This is a genomic window from Bdellovibrionales bacterium (assembly GCA_018266295.1).
In the GTDB taxonomy this organism is placed as follows: Bacteria; Bdellovibrionota; Bdellovibrionia; order Bdellovibrionales; family Bdellovibrionaceae; genus JACMRP01.
In genome coordinates this window covers 1-18,156 of sequence record JAFEAQ010000022.1, presented here as the reverse complement: position 1 = coordinate 18,156, position 18,156 = coordinate 1, and the positions used below count along the sequence as shown (strand labels likewise).

The window sequence follows — 18,156 nt, the reverse complement described above, 5'->3', positions numbered from 1 at the left end:
GGAGAGAATACCGCAATAAAACACAGTACTCACGGAACAAGTCATGAGCGGTTCGCAGCATGTGTTGAGAGAATATCAAAATAAAGTCGTTGCTCTAATTGCAATTGTGGAAGATACCTGCGCATTCAACGCGTGAGGGGGCTACATGCGCAGATTTCAACTGATCACTCTTTTATTATCGCTTATTTTTGCAATGCCAGTGTTTGCGAGCAGTGCGCACTCAGCAAATAAACCGTCGCTGAAATTTATCGCTACGTACTTGCAACCGGGCACGATGAATCCTGACAGCAACGTCTACGCGCAAGAAACGACAACGCATTTGACGGCGACTCACTTTGGCCCGGAGTATTTTGGAAAAATCCGCCACACGCTTCAAGGTAAGAAAGCTTTCATCGATCTTGCCGATCACATGTTTGATCACTCCAATGGCCGTCTTTATCCGAACTACAAAGCCGTTCTCAATGACCTAGGAAAGAAGTACTTCGACGGTCACGAAAGCAAAATCCTTGCATTCTATATCGCTGATGAACCATCGGGCTTTGATATCACTCGCCAGTCACTGGAACTGGTGATTGCGGAGCTCAAGGCGCGCTTTAAAGGAATTCCGACTTACATCGTGTGGAATCGTTTTTGTTTCGACAATGCACCGGAGCTTGATGCGACTTGCGGTTTGCCAGGCCAGCGGGGGATTCCAAAGGGTCTCGATTGGGTGGGCTTTGATTGGTACTTGAACGGCACACCGGATACGGATGCTCACTACTTTAAGGTCAAAGTCATCGACACGGTAGAGCGTTTAAAAAGAATCAGCTCACTGCCAATCGTGCTTGTTCCAGACGGTACGGACCAGTTCCTGCAAAACTATCCCGAAGCGCAACGTGATCAGATCATCGCGGATCGTATGAAGATGCATTATGACTATGCTCAGACTGAGAGCCGCATTATTGGGTTAGACAACTATGCCTGGGCGAACCACAGCGAGAACTTCCAAGGAGATGTTCGCTACGTAAAAGGCCTTCGCGAGTTCCCGAAGGCAAAGAATATGCTCTATCAGTGGGCGCACTCACTGCGCATCGCTGCTGAATAAAAAAAAGGGGGACAGTAAAGTCCCCTTTTTTATTTCAATTACAAGATCGGGCATTCCCAAGTATCACGAGTATAGTCTTGGCCACTCTTGTTCAAAGAATACTCCATCATACAACCAAAGCCTTCGTCCTTGATGTTGCCATCTTGATAAGTCAAGCGACGTTGAACACTGCAAGTCAGAAAGAAATGATCCGCAGTGCCGGACTGCCTGCAAGTCACAGAAGACAAAAGAATCGCACCACGTGCACCGATTGATGCTGTGATGTTCGTTGCATCTTGAACAGGGTTCGCAACTTGATCATTGCTCAGATCCAAAGCCAAAGCGTTCATAGAGATTAACAGGCAAGCGCCGAGAATAAGTTTTTTCATTGAGAGCTCCTTCAATTAGTAAATGAAATATAAGCAGAAAAAATTTAAGCGAAGCTCTGCGGGAATGCTAATTTCTGCAGATAATAAAGCAACCAAAAGCTTTTTAAGAACCGCGGGAGCACGGCGCGCTCTGACGATCCAGAAAGATAACCCCCTGAAAATTCTAAGAAAGATTTAAGGCTCAGGCTTTTTCTGTGAGTGTCGAACTGATAAACATCCCGGAAACGAATTCACTCTGATGAGGGCTCTTGAGACCTCGAAGGCACTGCTTTTGCTCTATGTGATCTTTGCTCTGACTTGGAGCCCTCATCTGCAACGGATGCATTTTGAAGAGTCATGAATCGGCTCTTTCAAGCCAAAGAAAGGCGTTTTTTCGAGAGGGGAAAAGTTTAATAAAAGCTTTTTTATCGTGGGCAATAAAAGCGAATACCGGGAGGCGCTGTGAAATTTCTTGAAGTAAAAATTCTTAAAGCCGTTGGAGTTTTGTCTGCAACATTTTGTTTGTCTCAAGGCTTTGCCTGGGGCCCGGTCGGCCATAAGACGACAGCATTGATTGCGGAAGCCTATTTGACGCCGCAAACCCGTGCCGCCGTTGAAGACCTTCTCGATGGTCAGAGACTCGTTGATGCCGTGAACTGGGCCGATAGTCTTCGTGGCCAAGCGGAGTATTCCCACACACTCCCGTATCACTATCAGAATATGCCGAATATCGAAGGCGATGTACTTCGTAAAAATCAAAACGCCTACAAAAAAGGAATCGAAGGTCTGGATCCCAACGGCAATTATAATCCCGGTGTTGTCGAAGCGATCTTAGCCGCCCAGAAAAACCTGCAAAATCCGAATGTCACACGCGATGAAAAGCAATCTTCGTTGAAGTTCTTGATCCATTTTATCGGTGATTTACATCAGCCTTTGCACACAGGGCGAGCTGAGAACCGCGGCGGTAATTCGATTGCGCTAAAGTGGCGCAGTAAAGATACGAACCTGCACCGCGTGTGGGACTCTGATATTATCATGGAGCGCTTAGCACCTAATATGACTCAAGGAGGCCCCGACATTAGCGTTGTCTATGGCCGCGAGCTCATGACAAAGTTTGAAGCCGCAGCCATTCCGAAAGAGCGCCTTGAGAATGTGAGTGGATGGTACAACGAATCGATGGCCCTCCAAGACACCGCCTACGACGATAAGTATTTAAAGGATCAAGATTCTTACTATGGCAAAGCGAGTCCCACCATCGACGCCCGTGTTTTTCTGGCGGGCCGAAGAATGGCGGACACTTTGAATAAACTTTTCGAGAAACAACAAATCGATGCACCCAATGTGCAAATGGTGAAAATTCTCGAGAGGACCTTAGGCGCTCTCGAAGATCTCGTGAGCTTCAGATCTGCACCGAAATAAGAAAACTAAAGAACCGCCTTCGCTGGGATGCGGTTTATCCATAAAATTACGTTACAGACGAATGACTAGGTCTAGGGCGGAATCAACATCACCAATTGTCCGTAGTTTCAACTACTTATATAACCCTTAAAATGAATAATAACTGTCATATCATGCATTTCACGTTTTGAAGGAGCGGGCGTATAACTTCTTTATCAACACGAGGGAGGATTTATGAAACTCGTTACATCACTAGCATTCACAATTGTCATGATGACATTCCAAGCTCAAGCAGCCACTACAGTCTGCAAAGAGACACATGCTACGACATCAACTCAAAAAGAAGTTGTGATTGAAGAAATCGCCAACATCCGCAGCCAGGCTGCCTATGGCATCGACTACGACGCTGTTTGGAAAGTAAAAGTTCAAATCAACGAAATCAAAAACGGTCAAAGAACTCAATTGCAGTCATTCAACGCTGTCGCAACTTCAGCTGATGTGGTTTACAATATCGATGCAAAAAGAAAAAATGGCGTTGAGTTGTGGAGATATTTCGATGAAGAAAATCAAGACGGCTTCACAATGAAATCAGCAGACGGCAAGACTGTTACTTACCGCCTGAACTGCCAAGATGTTCACTAGCTCTACCAGATTTTGACACGCTCTTTATCCGGTAAATTCATCGCATCCCCGGCCTTACAGCTAAATGCTTCAGCAAAGGCCGGCTGGTGCTTCACTTGTTCATTAATACGCGCCCAGCCCATTGCATGCGGATCCGTCTTCATCATGAGCTTCTCATAATCCGGGCGAGTCACTGCACACCAAGACTTTGCATACGCTACAAAAAACTTCTGCTGTTCTTCTTTTGTCGGCTTCGTTGTCGGGAAGGCCGCACTGTATGAGAAAGTCAGGCCCACAAGGTCCGCAACGTTTTCACCAAGTGTCAGTCTGCCGTCGTGGCCGGATTTATTAAAGAACTCCACCAAGCGCTCAGAGCGCTTATTGAATTCATTCAAATCCTTCATCGGCATCCACGGGTTGAGTTTGCCGCTGGCATCGTACTTCGAACCATTGTCATCGATACTGTGGCCGAGTTCGTGACCCATCACTGTGCCAATGGCCCCCAAATTTTCATAGATGGCCTGCTTTGAGTCAAAGAATGGATATTGCAAAATTCCGATAGGGACGACGAACTTGTTTTCGTTTTCGCTATAGTACGCATTCACGGTGAGCGGTCCCATACCCCAAGCATCTTGGTTTACCGGGCCTTGAGCCTCCGTTAGCATCTTTTTCCAGCGCAGTTCATTGAACTGATGCTGGTTGGCTATTTTGTCAGTCTCTGAGTACTTGCCAACAAGATTAAAATCCCATTCGCGGTCATTGTGGGGTTTTACGAGTTGTAAGCGCGCGGTTTTAATTTTCTCAGTGGCCTGTTTCTTTGCATCTTTCGAGAGCCAGTCGTTGTTGGCAAGGCCACGCAGAATGCTTTCGCGGATACGCTGACCCATTTCTTGCACTTGAGCTTCGTCGAAGTTAGGGAAGAGCTGCTCAAGCAGTGTCGCATCCAATTCCTTGGTGAAGTAATTCATCGACATCTTCGTGCAGCGCTCTTGGCGATCTGAGCGTTTCACCGGGCCCCCGAAGTATTTCTTTTCGAAGTCGAAGTTCTGCGTGAAGTACTTTTTGTAGCCGTCATCCAAAACGTCATCGAGATTTTTCAGTAAATACAAATCCTGCCATACTTCAACCGGGTATTTGTTTAAGTTCGCATTCACAAACTCTAAAGACTCCGGAATGGGCGTATTCACGAGCATCGTTGCTGGGAAGTTCTTGAAAATCATCTCGGCCTTCAAGTTTGGATACTTCTTTAAGAACTCTCCCTGAGTTTGAACGCGTTTTTCGCTCCAGCGCTGGCGGCGAACCGCAGCTTTCGGATAGGTTTGAATAAAATCTTTTTCAAAGGCAACAACAGCTTCGGCTTTCTTCTGCGCCTGAGCGGTTGTGAGCTTGCTGCCGTAAACCGTCTTAAAGAACTCGGTCAGAAGGTTTTCGTAGTCTTTTACGAGGTCGGCGTTTTCATAGTACTTGTGATCCTGAAGGCGCATAAAGTCCGCACCCATGATCGCATCGTACTTGTGCGGATCATCGAGGTTTGCACCAGTCCAGACGTAGACGAAATTGCCAAAAGAGCTCGGCATTTTCTCATTCGAGAAAGCCATGACGGAGGCTGAATCCTTCAATGCGGAAACCGCCTTCACCGTGTTTGCGACCTCTTTTTTTTCAGCCACGGCGGAGGCGCGCTCGTTCATGCAAGCCATGTAGAAATCACGAATCTGCTCTGTGCGCGGATCGAGGTTTTTCTTTTTGCCGATTTCGTTCATGTACTTCTTCTTGCTTTCAAGCAATCTTTCGCGCGAATCGCTGAATGAGAACATGTGATTGCTGCGGTCTTCACGAAGCTTGAACGAACTTTCGACTTTCGAGCAAACATAGCCATGGAAATCTTGGCAAGGGTTGATGTCGGTGTTCAGCGGGAATTCTCGCTTTGCCGGAATATCCGAAGAGGCGACAGGACCTTTTGTCGAGGTGTCTTTGGCAGCAAAAGAGGTTGAAAGAATAAATGGTGTCAGAAGGAGTACGAGTTTAGCGGTATTTTTCATAGCCTCTAAGCATAACAAACAGCCCCTCGATGTCCATGCGAATGCAGGGCGACGAATCACTTCTTTGGTCGCATAGACACCAAGGGCTTCGCCCTGGAAAATAGATGAATAGAGAATGGAAAGTAGAGTTCGGAGGTTCCATGATTCGTCATGTGGTTTTTGGTTTGTTGGTCGTCAGCTTGGGATGTGCTTCGACGTTGCGGAAGCCTTCGTCTGTGGATTCTGGAACCATTCAAGAAGACATGGGAAAATTTCTAGCTGAGGTGACCTCGGCAAATTATGACCGCAATACGTGTTCAGCAACACTCACTTCTTTGCAACAAAATTTGCGTAATATTGATTGGAATGCTTACACCAACGCTGACTTAAAAGCCCATGCGTTGGATACCATTAATAGCTTCTGGCAGCTTCGCTTGAATATTCACAGAAAACTCTCTGAAGTGAATAAAGATTGCGTGCTGCTTGCGCGCGATGTTTTTCATAAACTTCGTGATGGTGAAGATTACCTTGGGGATTTTGCATACTCAGTAAAACAAGAGGATCCGGCAAAGCTCGAGTTCCAAAAGCAGCCCGTGCCGATTTATGATCGCAAAGCTTATCCGCCGTATTTTGTGCGTCCGGATTTGAATGATCCTCAGTTTAAGTTTCATGCCGGCGACTTGATGCTGGCTCGTGGCGTATCTTTCATTAGTGCGATCATCTCGCAAATCAGTGACAATCGTTCGCACTACAGCCACGTGGTGTTTGTCGACGTCGATGCAAAAACGCAAAAAGTCGGGACGGTGGAATCTTATGTAGGCGCGGGTGTTGCTCACTATGATATCGATTTTGCGCTTAAAAACGAAAATGCGCGACTGCTGGTTTTAAGACCTAAAGACACGGTGGCAGGGCAGAAGGCCACTTATTTTGCCAACAAAGCCGTGCAAGATAAAATCCGTTACGATTACAGCATGGATTTCACCGACTATTCAAAGATGTCGTGTGTAGAGCTTGCGATTTACGCTTACGATAAAGCTTCGCAGGGACAGATCAAGATTCCAACGAATCCCGCGAACTTGACTCTGAATAATCCAGACTTCCTCAGTAAAATGAATCTAAAAAAAGGCAACATCATTACACCGGATGATCTTGAGACCGATCCAAACTTTGAACTTGTGCTGGATTGGAAGGACTACCGCCTGATGCGTGATTCTCGCCATAAGGATGCGATTCTTTCAGAGCTCATGCGCTGGATGAGTGATTTGCATTATAACTTTCACGACACACTGAAGTCCAAAGCTGCGAAGTACGTGGTACAGCCAAGCCGCAGGACGCCGCTCTGGCCGCTGGTGCGCCTGGTGACCGGGGCACCCAACATCGACAAAGAGATTCCGGCAAAAACTTTGGGCGTTATGACGGTTCTAAACGGTGTGGCTGAAAACCTTTTGGAGGAGATTCGCAAACAAGACGAGGCCTATTTCCAAAAGCATCAGCGCCCGATGACCAACACCCAATTGCGTGAAACTCTCGAGCGAATCCGCCAAGAAGACGCGAAAAAGTACGCGGCCGGCGAGAAATCTCTCATTCATGGAGCCCTTCATCCATAAAGGGGCGCGTCAAAAGGTCATCAATGCTGGACCTAGGCCCGCGAATTCATTTATTTTTGAGGTTTGAGTTAACTGGAGGCCTTAATGAAAATGAATGTGCTGCGGGCATTGCTTGTCCCATGGTTTCTGCTGTTTGTGATGATTATTGCAGCAATCGTGAGTGATGGGATGAACTTCCACTTTCAGCATAAATATGCGCCGTACGTTTGGTACGCTCTCTGGGTAGGGGTTGCGACCTGCCTCTATGCAAACTTCGCAACTCTCAGTAAAGCCGGAATTTGGATTGCTCACTCCCTTCCAAGTGCTTTGAAAAGATCCCCATGGGGCTGGTTGCTGCGCGCAGTTTTAGCTGCGGGGATTGCTTTTGGTTTCTACATGGCCGGGCAAACTCCTTGGGCTCCGGTGATCTGGCATGGCGCTGTGGTGCCTGGAATCTGCACAATCTGTTTGTTTGTCGTCGTTCGTAGCATCATGGGCCCGATCCTTGTGTGGTGTTCGCGTGTGGCGTTTAGCCGCTTCTCTGCATTCTTGTTAAGCATTCCAGTTTTTGCTTTGGTTCCGATCACGGCGATTTTCCTCGGCAACATGGTTTTTAATGCTTATGTGGCGAGCCGTCCTGAGTTCGTGATGGTTCCACAGGCAAGATCTGCAGCGGAAGGTGAAGCGGCAAAAGAAGCTCCGGCGGAAGAGGAAGCTCCGAAAACAGAAGTCGTTGCCAAGAGCGAACTTGCGATTGAGTTCCAGGAAGCGGCGAAATCTGGCAAGCCTTGTCAGGATGAGAGCAAAGCCGTTCAAGCAAATCTGATCCCGAACGGGCCTGAAGACACGGTCTACTGGGCGATTGCGGCGATGAAGTGTATTGAGATCAAATCCGTCGTGGGTTTGCCGAAGCTTGCAAAAATCATGACCGATCATCCGAGCGCGCAGGTGCGTGCGGCTGCGATTCGCGCCATGATGAAATTTCCGCGTGAAGACGTGAAGCGCATTGGCTACTTGATCGTAAAAAGAATTTCTGAAAAAGAGCCCCTCGAAGTGATCGAGGCCGCAGCGGTGGTTTTGCCGAAGCTCGGCGAGGATGAGGCGAAGTGGACGATGAAGCGTCTGACGGGCCTTTTGGATAACGATAAAACAAGCGGAGTGGCTTCACACGTCTTAGTGAAGAACTTAAAGCGTGAAGACTTGGTGGCGGAGTACGTTTCTACGAATCTCGGTGGCAATCCAACGTCGAATCGTCGTGCGATCAGCATGATTTGCTCACTGCCGAAGGAAAGTCGTAAAATGGCGGAGCCGCACATTGAGAGTGTCGTGGCGGCCATCAAAACTGGCGACGAAAATGACCCGGCGATTGATGCTCTGGAGTGTTTGGGACATCCGGGCTTCTTGGCAATTCGTCAGGAAGTCACCGAGCCGAAACGTCTGAACAAGCCGATTGCGGCCCGGGCTTTGGCTGAGATGGATGTTAAGTCCGAAGAGCCTGATGCGACTCTCGAAACAGCGGTGAAGTGCGCGCGTGATAAAGATTCTGAAGTGCGTAAGTGGTGTAGTCAGACTCTTGGTAAGATCGGAGCTCCGGCGTTGCCTCAGATCCTGGATTTGCTGAGATCCAGCGACAAGGACCTTAAAGAAGCCGGTACCAATGCGCTGAACTTCTTCAAAGATCCTATTGCGAAGCAAGAGCTCGTCAAGGTTCGTGCAGAAAACTCCGGCTGGATGGCGAATCAGAAGAAACTGCAAATCGCCCAGGCCGTGGACAAGGCCCTTGCTAAGATCATGAGTGAGGAAAATCAGGAACACGAGACAAAGTAAGTCCAAAAGGACTGAGAAAACGAGGGGACGGGAAACCGCCCCCTTTTTTATTTTCAGCTGGGCCGATTATTTGGCTTTGTATTTAATAGCGAGCTTTTCGAGGGTGCCGTTGGTGCGGAGTTCGGTGATGGCTTTGTTGAGTTTGTTGATGACGCTGTCGGGGGTTGCGCGGTTGAAGGCAGCCCAGTATTCGGTATCGTAAAGGAAGGCAACCCGGCGGTATTTGAGGTTCCAGTTTTTCTCGTAAGTTTCTTGCGAGGCCGCGGTCATGATGTCCATGTCCATCTTTTTATCTTTGAACATTTTCATGCGGGCTTCTTCGTCGGCACTGATGAAAACATCAAAGCCATTTTGCTGCAAAAACACCACCGGCTGATCGCCGAGCTGGCCAGAAACGGAATACTTTTTCAGAGCCTTAAAGTCTGAGACCTCTTTGATTGGCGAGTCTTTGAGAACCATTAAGTAGACACTATCGCGAGTGATGGGGCCGACCCATTTAAAGAGCTTCTCGCGCTCTGCCGAGCGGGAGGTTGAAAAAACATAGTGTCCTGGAGTGTCCTTTGCCTGGTTAAAGGCTCGCAGCCACGGCCACAGAGTGAAGTTGGTTTTGAGGCCCGCTTTGACGAAAGCCAGCTCAATCACCTCAGTGGAGTAGCCAACGACTTTGCCGTCTTCGGTGTAGTTAAATGGAGGAAAGTCCTCGGTCATGCCGGAATAGGCTTCAAAGGATTTCGGCGCCACCACGGCAGGGGCCGCAACAGAGGCTTGAGTAAACAACAATAGCAAGGGCAGTAAGAGCTTCATTGGTGTCTATCCTCGGGGACCGGCTCTAGGGGGTCAATTCAAAATATTTTGACCTGGTGTTGGTGTTTTAGACAGTGACCGCCACTTTTCGTGGCATTCAATATAATGCCTTTTATCTGGAAGCAATTCTTTGGGAACAGAAAATCCCAGGCCAGGCATTTGCTAATCATGAAAGAGTGGAAAAGTATCGTTCGCCCATCACCATCCATCTTGTTCGAGGCCTGCTGAGCGGGCTTTTGGTGCTGGTTTTGGCAGGCCCGGTTTGGGCTTCAGCGGAACTCTGTGGGCAGGTCTTTCCGGTTCCTCATTCCGTCCCGAATATGCATCATGTGGTGGCGGCTTTAACGGGTCTCTTACAGAAGCCAGCGGAATCCAAGTATTTTTATGAGCCGAACTGGAGGCAGGAAGAGATCGGGATTCTGGCAAATCCTGTTTATAATTTTGCCCAACGAATCGAAGATAGCAAAACGGCGCCGACGTATCTCGGGAATAAAATGAGCCTCATGGCCGGGGGCGTGGGGTTTTTCCACTACAACATGTTTGCAGAAGGAAACTTCCGCCAGCAGAAGGTGGTTGTTTATGACTCCAAAGTCAGAACCGCCGACATCGCAAAAACCGAAACCTGGTTTGAGTGGCATCCAGAAAGTGGCACCTATCAAGAACGCCGAGGCGGCACGGTGAAGCCTTTGCTGACGCCGTTTCTGATGGCCGATGGTCATCGTGTGAAGCTCTATCGCGGCTTGAGTGCGGAGCAGGCAGAGCTTTTTGCCAGACTCAAAAAAGGCGACACGGAAGTTCTTAACCAACTCTTTACCGCCCGCAAGGACGCCGTGTTTTTTTCTCCGAGCAAAGAGGCCGCAAAACTCTGGGGTGGCGAAGGCCGAGTGGTTGAGCTCACCTTCGAGCTCTCGGATCTCATGGAGTCTTACGCTGGCCTTGAATACAACTACGTCGAAGTCGCCATCTGGCAGCCTGAAGTTCTGATGGCGGCGATCTCGAGTCTCAAAATCTTACGACGCTAAAAAACTCGCGACCCTTGGGTCGACGGTCGACTCTAAGCATTGAATAATTTTCTTATGAAATAATCGGCTTGAATCTTGGGCCGATAGCTGATTAATAGGCCCCTTACAAATTCCAATTTTCAAGCTGAGGGGATCGATGAAAATCGTTGTTGTTCTTGCATCTTTGTTCGTTGTTGGGGCGTGTTCTCAACCAAAAAATTCTATTTCCGGCGAATTCAGCGCCGGCATTATTAATGGTCAGCCAGTTCAATCCAGTGATCCAATTGCGAAGCACTTAGTCGCTATCACCGACAATAAATGGGAAAACTGCACAGGTACTTTGATCGCAAAGAACCTGGTGTTGACAGCCGCTCACTGTGAAACCAAAGGCGAGGCAATGTATGTTGCTTTCGGTCTTGAGGTTTCTGAAGGCACCCTCGATCAGGTTGAGCGTCACCAAGTGACGAACTACCGTTTGATCCCGGGCCATGAAAAAGCCATGGGAAGTCCTCGTGAAAACTGGAAAGACCTGATGATCGTTGAGTTCGAGGGTGAAGCTCCGGCGGGTTATACTCCGGCAAAATTCTTAAATGACGACTCTGCTTTGCAAAACGGCACGATGGTGACTTTCGCTGGATACGGTGTGACCAACGGCCGCAGCCAAAAGGGTGATGGAACCCTCAGAAAGACGCAGTCGCCAATTAAGGATATCAAATTCTCAGACACTGAAGTGCAAACCGATGAGCGCCGTTCAGGTACTTGCAATATCGACTCTGGCGGTCCGGCGTTTGTTCAAGTCAACGGTGAGTTGCTCTATTGGGGTGTTACCAGCCGTGGTGCCGGGAATTGCGATAAAGACGGGGTTTATACGCGCATCAATGCATACCGTGAGTGGGTGGATGGCGTGATTAAAGATTTAGGCGTGCAGTAATTTAGGCGCTTTTATCAGGTGCTTTGGCCGGAGTGGCATACTCGCTCTGGTCAAAGGCATCGACGAGGTCATTTAAGTAGTTCTGAGCATTGTACTTTGCCACCGCGTCTGTGGCTGTCTTCGGGATGTGCATATGAGTCACTCCCTGTTGTTTCAAACGATCCAGTTGCTTTTGATAGAAAACGCCTCCTTGAGGCGTGTAAAGCACGTATTTCTTGTTCGTAGCTAAGTATAAATACAAATCGAAATTCACTTGGCGATCGCCTTTAAGATCTTTGAGGTGAATCGTCGCCATGTCTTTGTGGACTGAATTTTCTAAAGTCACATGCACCGGGCGGCGAGGGAAGAAGGCAATTGCCACCTCATCGCCTTTGTGCACGGATGTTCTTAAGAAGTCCGCGTACTCAAGGGCCCAAGGCTCAAACGCCACGGGTTTTAATTTAATATCCAAGGCTTCGCTCTCGGTGAGGTGCTCGCCGTTGTCTTTGAGGTATTTAAAGAGCTTCTTCTTTACGCCGGTGAGGAACTCTTCACTGATTTGCTCGTTGTGGCCCATGGCCGTGACGAGATAGCCTGAAAAGCGTTCGGATTCGACGATGATGCAACCGGAATTGATGGTGGACTCAACCGGATGCTCAATAATACCATCCTGGAAGTCCACATTCTCTAGCAATGATAGCTGCGAACCGCGCGCGATGATGGTATCCAGAGCATCACTGCGTTTCTTCCTCTGCGAAAAGTGGCGCTGTTGGAACTCGGGATCTTTGCGGGGCTCATTGCGGATGCGGCCTTCGATGTCGTTGAAGTTTCGGCCTTTTGCCGTGACGGAGCCAAAATCACGCGAACGCCCTTTGCCTTTAACGAACACGCCGACCGATTCTACGCGCGGCTCTTCATGGGGCTGACGATAGAGCAGGGACTCAGTGGCCTCGGGTTTAATCGTGAGCAAGCTGCGGGTTTGCAAGTCACGCAAGTACTTGGTGATGGAGCGCTCAACGGCAGGGCCCGTCACCGGTGCATAGATTTTGTATTCGCTGTCAGAAGCGTTCAGGCGGTTGTAAGACAGAGTCGATGAGTTTTCTGAATAGCACATCACCACTGTTGAAAACTTGTGACGGATCAGCTGTGGCAAGAGAGAGTTTTTCTTATTCGGATGATCGACGCTGAGAAGAACGTATGTAAATTTTTGCTCGACAAGCTTTAGCAAAGCTTCTTTGACGTCGGTTGTAATAAAAAGCTTCCAACCGCGATTGCGCAAGAAAACTTCCGTCGCCGCCAAACTATAAGTTTGCGCCTTTAAAATCAGCATAGTCTTGGAAGATTCAACCCTTGCGTGGTCCATATACCTTTACTAACGGCATAAGCTGCTGATTTTTAAAGTAAATAGGCTTCCCCAACGTCTGTAAATCGAACGTTTCTTTCTGTGGCGCCTCAAGACTCCTTAGAAACGGTCTCAGGTCCGTAATCAGATATGTCTTTAGTCTGTAAATGGCGCGTGACTTTGAGACCCTCTTTGGGCATTCTACCGGATGGCTTCTGACAAGGCCTGAAGGGCTTAAATTGTTTCTGATTCCAATGACTTTACAAGGCGTTTCCCATCTGAAGGACCCGAGCGAACGGGTGCCCTTGGGCGAGCGCATGCCTTATGAGGAGGCACTCAAACTCATCGAGGGGGGTGCTTTCGAAGGCTATGAACTAAAAAGTGTCGAGCCTGGAATCATGACCTTGATTTTCTTCTGGAACGCCGAACGCAAAGCCACGGTCCGGATTGTGGAAGAAAAACCCCAGGGAATCCTGAACTTCTCTTGCTCTCAGTGTGTAGAAAACGGCCGCTCGGCAACGACGTGCCCGCACCAGTGGGCGAGTTTTATTCTTTTGTGGCAGGCAACCACCATGGAGGCTGAGGATATTCAGCACCCGGATTTGAAACTCCTTGCGGGGGAAATCAAAGGGCCTGATTTCCTCGGCGCGTTTGATAATCCTCGTTATAACGATCCCTCTACGGTGGGTGTGTTGTTGGAGTCTTTGAGTCTTGTCCTGGATGAACAACCGCTTTTAAAAGGCCCGATGCTGGGTGAGTTGCTCGATGTGCATTTTGCCAAGTACAAACTGATTGAAGTCGAAAAAGGCAAAGAGCTTCTTTCGCCACGCCTGTGGAATTTGCCAGAAGTCTTTCGCAAAAAACTCACGGCGTACTCTGAACATTATTTTAATGAAGTGAATAAACAAAACCGCATGGCCGATATGATCCGTTACAACTTCAGTAACGGCCAACAGATCAGTGCGCGCGAAATTTTACGTCATCCTCTGCAGCGCATGGTGCCTGGTGAGTTGTTGCCACAGGCGAAGCTTCCGACTTCGGTCTTTGTGCAGTGGCCGTTGATTCAGCAGGCCGGTGCGGGATTCATCAGCCAGGCGTTGCATGAACTTGAAGAGATCATGCAGGCGCTTTTAGCGAATGTCGTGAATTATCACAATCGCCGTAAAATAGACCTCTATTTGCAAGCAAAGAGCCCGGCTCAGAAAGCGATGAAAATTCAATCGGTGGAATTTGATCCGGTGAATGAAGTCGACTGGCGGGTGGATTTCCGCGAACGCAAAGAGCTTGAAGCGGAATTTAAGCTTATGAGCTTCCGCAAACGGCCATTCAATTTTTACGAGTCTTTTGCCGTTGATCCTGTCGATGGAGTGGTGCTCGTGCATCCGTGGATGCGTGAGTTCAGTCAGCTGCAAGAAACACTTTCTGGAATTTCCGAAGATCTCGTCTTAACCGAGCGTCAGATGCCGACTGTGGATTTGACCGGCGAACTCGAAGTCAAAACTTTGCTCCGCTATCTGCGCACACGCGCCATTCCGGTGAAGATCGACGGCGAAAGCCGCACGCTTCAGCCGCATCAGAGTTTAACGGAAATCCGTCTGCAGGAAAACGGCAGTTTCTATATCCAGCATCAGGCGCGCGTGAACGGGCAAAAGGATCTTGTTCGTCGTGGCTGGTCCACGAAGACGGTTCTCTATCTCAAAGCCTTGTCTCAGGGGTTACCTTACTTATTGAACGTGGACGCGAAAGATCTTGCGACCCGCATTCGGACCAAGCGCGAGTGGGATATGAAGATGCTCAAACACTTGGGCATTCTTCAATATGTTTTGCTGGAAACTCTGTCTTTGCATTTTGACGGTCATCTGACGGATGGCTCTGTTGTAAAGAAAGAAGATTTGTTTTTCTCTTTGCATCCACGTGTGCAGAGTTTGTTGATTGCGGGCCAAGGCGGTGTTTTTGTCAAAGACCTGGCGCTGACGGAGCTTTGCTCTCGTCCAGTGCTTGCGTGCTTTGAAGATTTCGTGCAACTGACATTTAAAGCGCTGAATAATAGCGAAGCTTTTTACTCAGAGTATGGCGAAGTTATTCTTGAGGGCGTGATTGAACGTGAGTTCCGTCTTTTGTATGAGATCCTGAAAAAGATGGCCCTCGTCACGGGTGGCGAGGTCTTTAAAAAGTCACGCACGTCGTTGCTATCTAAGATTTCTAATCAAGAATCCGATGAGGGTCAGCCGTGGAATGAAGTGAGTTTCCATTTCCCGGCGGCGGAAGGCGAAAAGAAGGCGGGCGGCGTGCACACAGCGCTGGAGTCTTTGCAGTCCGTGATTCCACATGGCTATCGCATTTACTATAAGGATCAGCCTTTACAGGAACTGCAGGATGATGAATTCCATGTCGATTTCTTATTGCAGGTCGAGGGCGAGCAAAAGAACTTTAACTGGTTTGAGCTGAATCCTAAATTCTTCCTGCGTGGGGAAGAAGTTGACCCGGATAAATTCCTGAGTCTTGGTGCGGGCGGCGTGATTGAGTACGAAGGAAGGCTTTTCCTGGTACCGCAAAAACAGATGCCGTCTTTGCGTCGTCTTGAAAACTTCTGGCAGAAACTGCAAAAAGGCAAAGTGGAAAACTCCAAGCGCAAAGCCGGTGATAAGGTTTATCATCTGCCGCGCCATCAGACTTTGGAGTTATTGGCCCTTCGCGCTTCGGGTGTTGGAATTCGCGGCGATGAAGAGTGGGATAAGCTTTGCAAATTCTATGACAGTCTTGGGGGCGCAAGCCGGTTGTTAACATTACCGTCTTCGATGAAGGCGGAGTTAAAACCTTACCAGTCGCGTGGCATTTTATGGCTGCAGGATCTTTATCAGCTCCGTTTAGGGGCGCTTCTCGCCGATGATATGGGTTTGGGTAAGACTCTGCAGACGCTGGCGTTTCTTGATGATCTGCGTGAGAAGGGCGAGATGGGGCAGGTGCTGATCGTCGTTCCATCATCTTTGATCTTTAACTGGCAATCAGAAGTGGAAAAGTTCACGCCGGAAATTCCACTGGAAGTTTTCTCGAATAAAGAAATGGGCCGCATTGGCCGCCGTCTTGAACACAAAGAACAAATTGTGGTGATCACGACCTATGGACTTTTGATGGAGCATGAGAGCTTCCTGAATCAGTACAAATGGAAAGTTCTGATTTTTGATGAAGCTCAGAATTTAAAAAATATCACTACCAAACGCACGAGCAGTGCCCGTGCGCTGACGGCACAGTTTAAGATTTGTCTGACCGGAACGCCCATGGAAAATCACTATGGCGAGTTCTATTCTTTGGTGGACTTACTCGTGCCTGGGAGCCTTGGCAAGATCGACGATTTCCGCCGCCAGTTCGTCAATAGCGAAATGGTCACGCGTGAAGAGATGGATGATTTGAAGCTCAAAATCAAACCACTCATGCTTCGTCGTACAAAAAAAGAAATTCTCGATCAGTTGCCTGAAAAGCAAGAAACCAAGGTCAGTATCGCTTTCGAAGAGCGGCAAAAGTCGATCTATCGTGACATTGCGCTTTCTTACAATCAGCGCGTTCAGGAAACTATGGCCGCTCAAGGCGAAGCCAGTGTGCAATTGCAGATGTTGACGGCATTATTGAGATTGCGGCAGGCGTGTTCGGACCCGGCGGCGTTACCGAATGTGAAATACGAAAAAGTTCCGCCCAAGCTTGAGACCTTGATGGATTCAGTCACTGAGATTGTTGAGTCGGGGGAAAGCGCTTTGGTGTTTACTCAGTTCTTGCAAACTCTGGAGCGCACTGTGGCTCTCATGAAAGCCGCCGGCATTCCGGTATTTGCTTTGCATGGTGGGATTCCGACGAAGCAGCGTCAGACGATCTTGCAGCAGTTTAATAAAACTCCGGGGGGAGCGGTCCTTGTGATGACGCTCAAAACGGGCGGTGTGGGTTTGAACCTTACGAAGGCGAGCTATGTTTTCCATCTCGAGCCTTGGTGGAATCCGTCGGTTGAAAATCAGGCGACGGATCGCGCGCATCGTATTGGTCAAAGCAAAGCCGTCCAGGTGTTTAGATACATCATGCATGAATCGCTCGAAGAAAAGATTGAGCTCTTGAAGGACCGCAAGGATCGCAAATTCCAAGTTTTGTTCACGAACACCGAAAAAGAAACCGAAGTCGGCCCGGGCAGCAACGCCCTCAGCAAAGCAGACTTCGACCTCCTCCTCGGCCTGAAGTAGCCCCGCCGCCCGCAAATCTTCCTCGAAAAGGTAGCAGAAGCTCACACCGAGCATCGCCTAACGGCTCTCAGTGAGCCTTCGGCTGATCAGACCGAATAAATAGCAACCCACGTCTTTGAGCCACGACACCTAGGCAGGCGCAAGGAATGAATCCCAAACCAAGCTCACATCAAACCAACAAGATCTGATCCGGAAAAGCGACCTGGTACCTTTTCACCGATCCCAAAAAATATCTAAATCGCCCCAACTAACCTCGCCTGGCCGACCACGATGGTCGGACAGCCCCGTTCTCACGGACGGATGGCCCACGCAAAGTAAGCGACTGGGCGAGCACGCAAGTCTCATCGCACATCACGGAAAAATTGAAACTCTCAACATGCCTCTTAAGGAGCTGATGAATTCAAATAATTACGTAGAGAGAAGAAAGAATAGAGAGAAGTAGAAATCTTAAATCTTCTTATAAATCATTTACTTAGCACTAAATCCATTGACCCCATATCAACAAATTATTATATTGCCCGTGAATGAAGAAATCCACCTCCCCACTTTTTGATTATCATGACTCTGGTGCTACAAAACATAAGTACGGAAGAACCACTCATGGGGGAATAGAATCAAAAGGTCGCCGTAAAGAATACCGTCCACTTTCAGAAAAGAAATGGATTCACCTCACCCTTAAGTCAGAAAAAGCAAAAGGCCCATGGAACTTCCTCACTCCAAAGAATCAACAAATCATCCGCGAAATCCTTAAATCCAAATCAAAAAAATGGGGTGTACAGATCGCAGAAGTCGTCAATGTCGGGAATCACCTTCACATCAAGCTTAAATTCAAGTACCGCGAGGGCTTTCAGAACTTCCTAAGATCTGTGACCTCACTAATCGCAAGAAAAATCACCAACGCTCGCCGTGGGTATAAGATTACAGGTCAGCAAATCTCAGCTCAAACAACCTTGAAGCTATCAAAAGATACCCAAACGACAGATAGAAAACCTTCT

General features: G+C 48.5%; 13 protein-coding genes. 9 read left to right on the top strand and 4 right to left on the bottom strand.

Annotated features, from left to right (window positions below):
* Positions 1 to 145 precede the first annotated feature (145 nt).
* Positions 146 to 1,084 carry a hypothetical protein gene (locus JSU04_19550; GenBank protein MBS1972511.1) on the top strand — a complete coding sequence of 313 codons (939 nt, stop codon included), beginning with the start codon at positions 146 to 148 and terminating at the stop codon, positions 1,082 to 1,084.
* 38 nt (positions 1,085 to 1,122) lie between these two features.
* On the opposite strand, the gene JSU04_19545 is transcribed toward JSU04_19550, so the two are convergent.
* Entirely contained in the window at positions 1,123 to 1,452 is a 330-nt protein-coding gene (locus JSU04_19545) for a hypothetical protein (GenBank protein ID MBS1972510.1), read from the bottom strand.
* Positions 1,453 to 1,893: 441 nt separating this feature from the next.
* Between JSU04_19545 and JSU04_19540 the strand changes: the two genes are divergently transcribed.
* Together JSU04_19540 and JSU04_19535 are read left to right on the top strand one after the other, a co-directional pair.
* Entirely contained in the window at positions 1,894 to 2,850 is a 957-nt protein-coding gene (locus JSU04_19540) for a S1/P1 nuclease (protein MBS1972509.1), read from the top strand.
* Between the two features lie 213 nt (positions 2,851 to 3,063).
* The gene (locus JSU04_19535; protein MBS1972508.1) at positions 3,064 to 3,471 is read left to right on the top strand and encodes a hypothetical protein; all 408 of its coding nucleotides are present in this window, start codon (positions 3,064 to 3,066) and stop codon (positions 3,469 to 3,471) included.
* Positions 3,472 to 3,473: 2 nt separating this feature from the next.
* On the opposite strand, the gene JSU04_19530 is transcribed toward JSU04_19535, so the two are convergent.
* A complete protein-coding gene (locus JSU04_19530; GenBank protein ID MBS1972507.1) occupies positions 3,474 to 5,489 on the bottom strand; it encodes a M13 family metallopeptidase in 2,016 nt (671 codons plus the stop codon).
* Positions 5,490 to 5,593: 104 nt separating this feature from the next.
* Here JSU04_19530 and JSU04_19525 point away from each other — a divergent pair, with 104 nt between their 5' ends.
* Together JSU04_19525 and JSU04_19520 are read left to right on the top strand one after the other, a co-directional pair.
* Complete coding sequence (locus tag JSU04_19525; GenBank protein ID MBS1972506.1) at positions 5,594 to 7,075, top strand: hypothetical protein; 1,482 nt, start codon at positions 5,594 to 5,596, stop codon at positions 7,073 to 7,075.
* 84 nt (positions 7,076 to 7,159) lie between these two features.
* Positions 7,160 to 8,881 (top strand): hypothetical protein, encoded by a 1,722-nt coding sequence (locus JSU04_19520; protein MBS1972505.1) that lies wholly within the window; start codon positions 7,160 to 7,162, stop codon positions 8,879 to 8,881.
* Positions 8,882 to 8,947: 66 nt separating this feature from the next.
* Here the strand turns inward: JSU04_19520 and JSU04_19515 are convergent, their stop codons facing one another.
* Entirely contained in the window at positions 8,948 to 9,685 is a 738-nt protein-coding gene (locus tag JSU04_19515; protein MBS1972504.1) for a transporter substrate-binding domain-containing protein, read from the bottom strand.
* Positions 9,686 to 9,759: 74 nt separating this feature from the next.
* Between JSU04_19515 and JSU04_19510 the strand changes: the two genes are divergently transcribed.
* Together JSU04_19510 and JSU04_19505 are read left to right on the top strand one after the other, a co-directional pair.
* The gene (locus tag JSU04_19510; protein MBS1972503.1) at positions 9,760 to 10,707 is read left to right on the top strand and encodes a hypothetical protein; all 948 of its coding nucleotides are present in this window, start codon (positions 9,760 to 9,762) and stop codon (positions 10,705 to 10,707) included.
* A gap of 136 nt (positions 10,708 to 10,843) precedes the next feature.
* Entirely contained in the window at positions 10,844 to 11,617 is a 774-nt protein-coding gene (locus JSU04_19505) for a trypsin-like serine protease (protein MBS1972502.1), read from the top strand.
* A 1-nt stretch (position 11,618) separates the two neighbouring features.
* Here the strand turns inward: JSU04_19505 and JSU04_19500 are convergent, their stop codons facing one another.
* The gene (locus JSU04_19500) at positions 11,619 to 12,926 is read right to left on the bottom strand and encodes a hypothetical protein (GenBank protein ID MBS1972501.1); all 1,308 of its coding nucleotides are present in this window, start codon (positions 12,924 to 12,926) and stop codon (positions 11,619 to 11,621) included.
* A 266-nt stretch (positions 12,927 to 13,192) separates the two neighbouring features.
* Here JSU04_19500 and JSU04_19495 point away from each other — a divergent pair, with 266 nt between their 5' ends.
* Complete coding sequence (locus JSU04_19495; GenBank protein MBS1972500.1) at positions 13,193 to 17,161, top strand: DEAD/DEAH box helicase; 3,969 nt, start codon at positions 13,193 to 13,195, stop codon at positions 17,159 to 17,161.
* 524 nt (positions 17,162 to 17,685) lie between these two features.
* A partial coding sequence (locus JSU04_19490) for a hypothetical protein (GenBank protein MBS1972499.1) occupies positions 17,686 to 18,156 on the top strand: 471 nt, incomplete at its 3' end.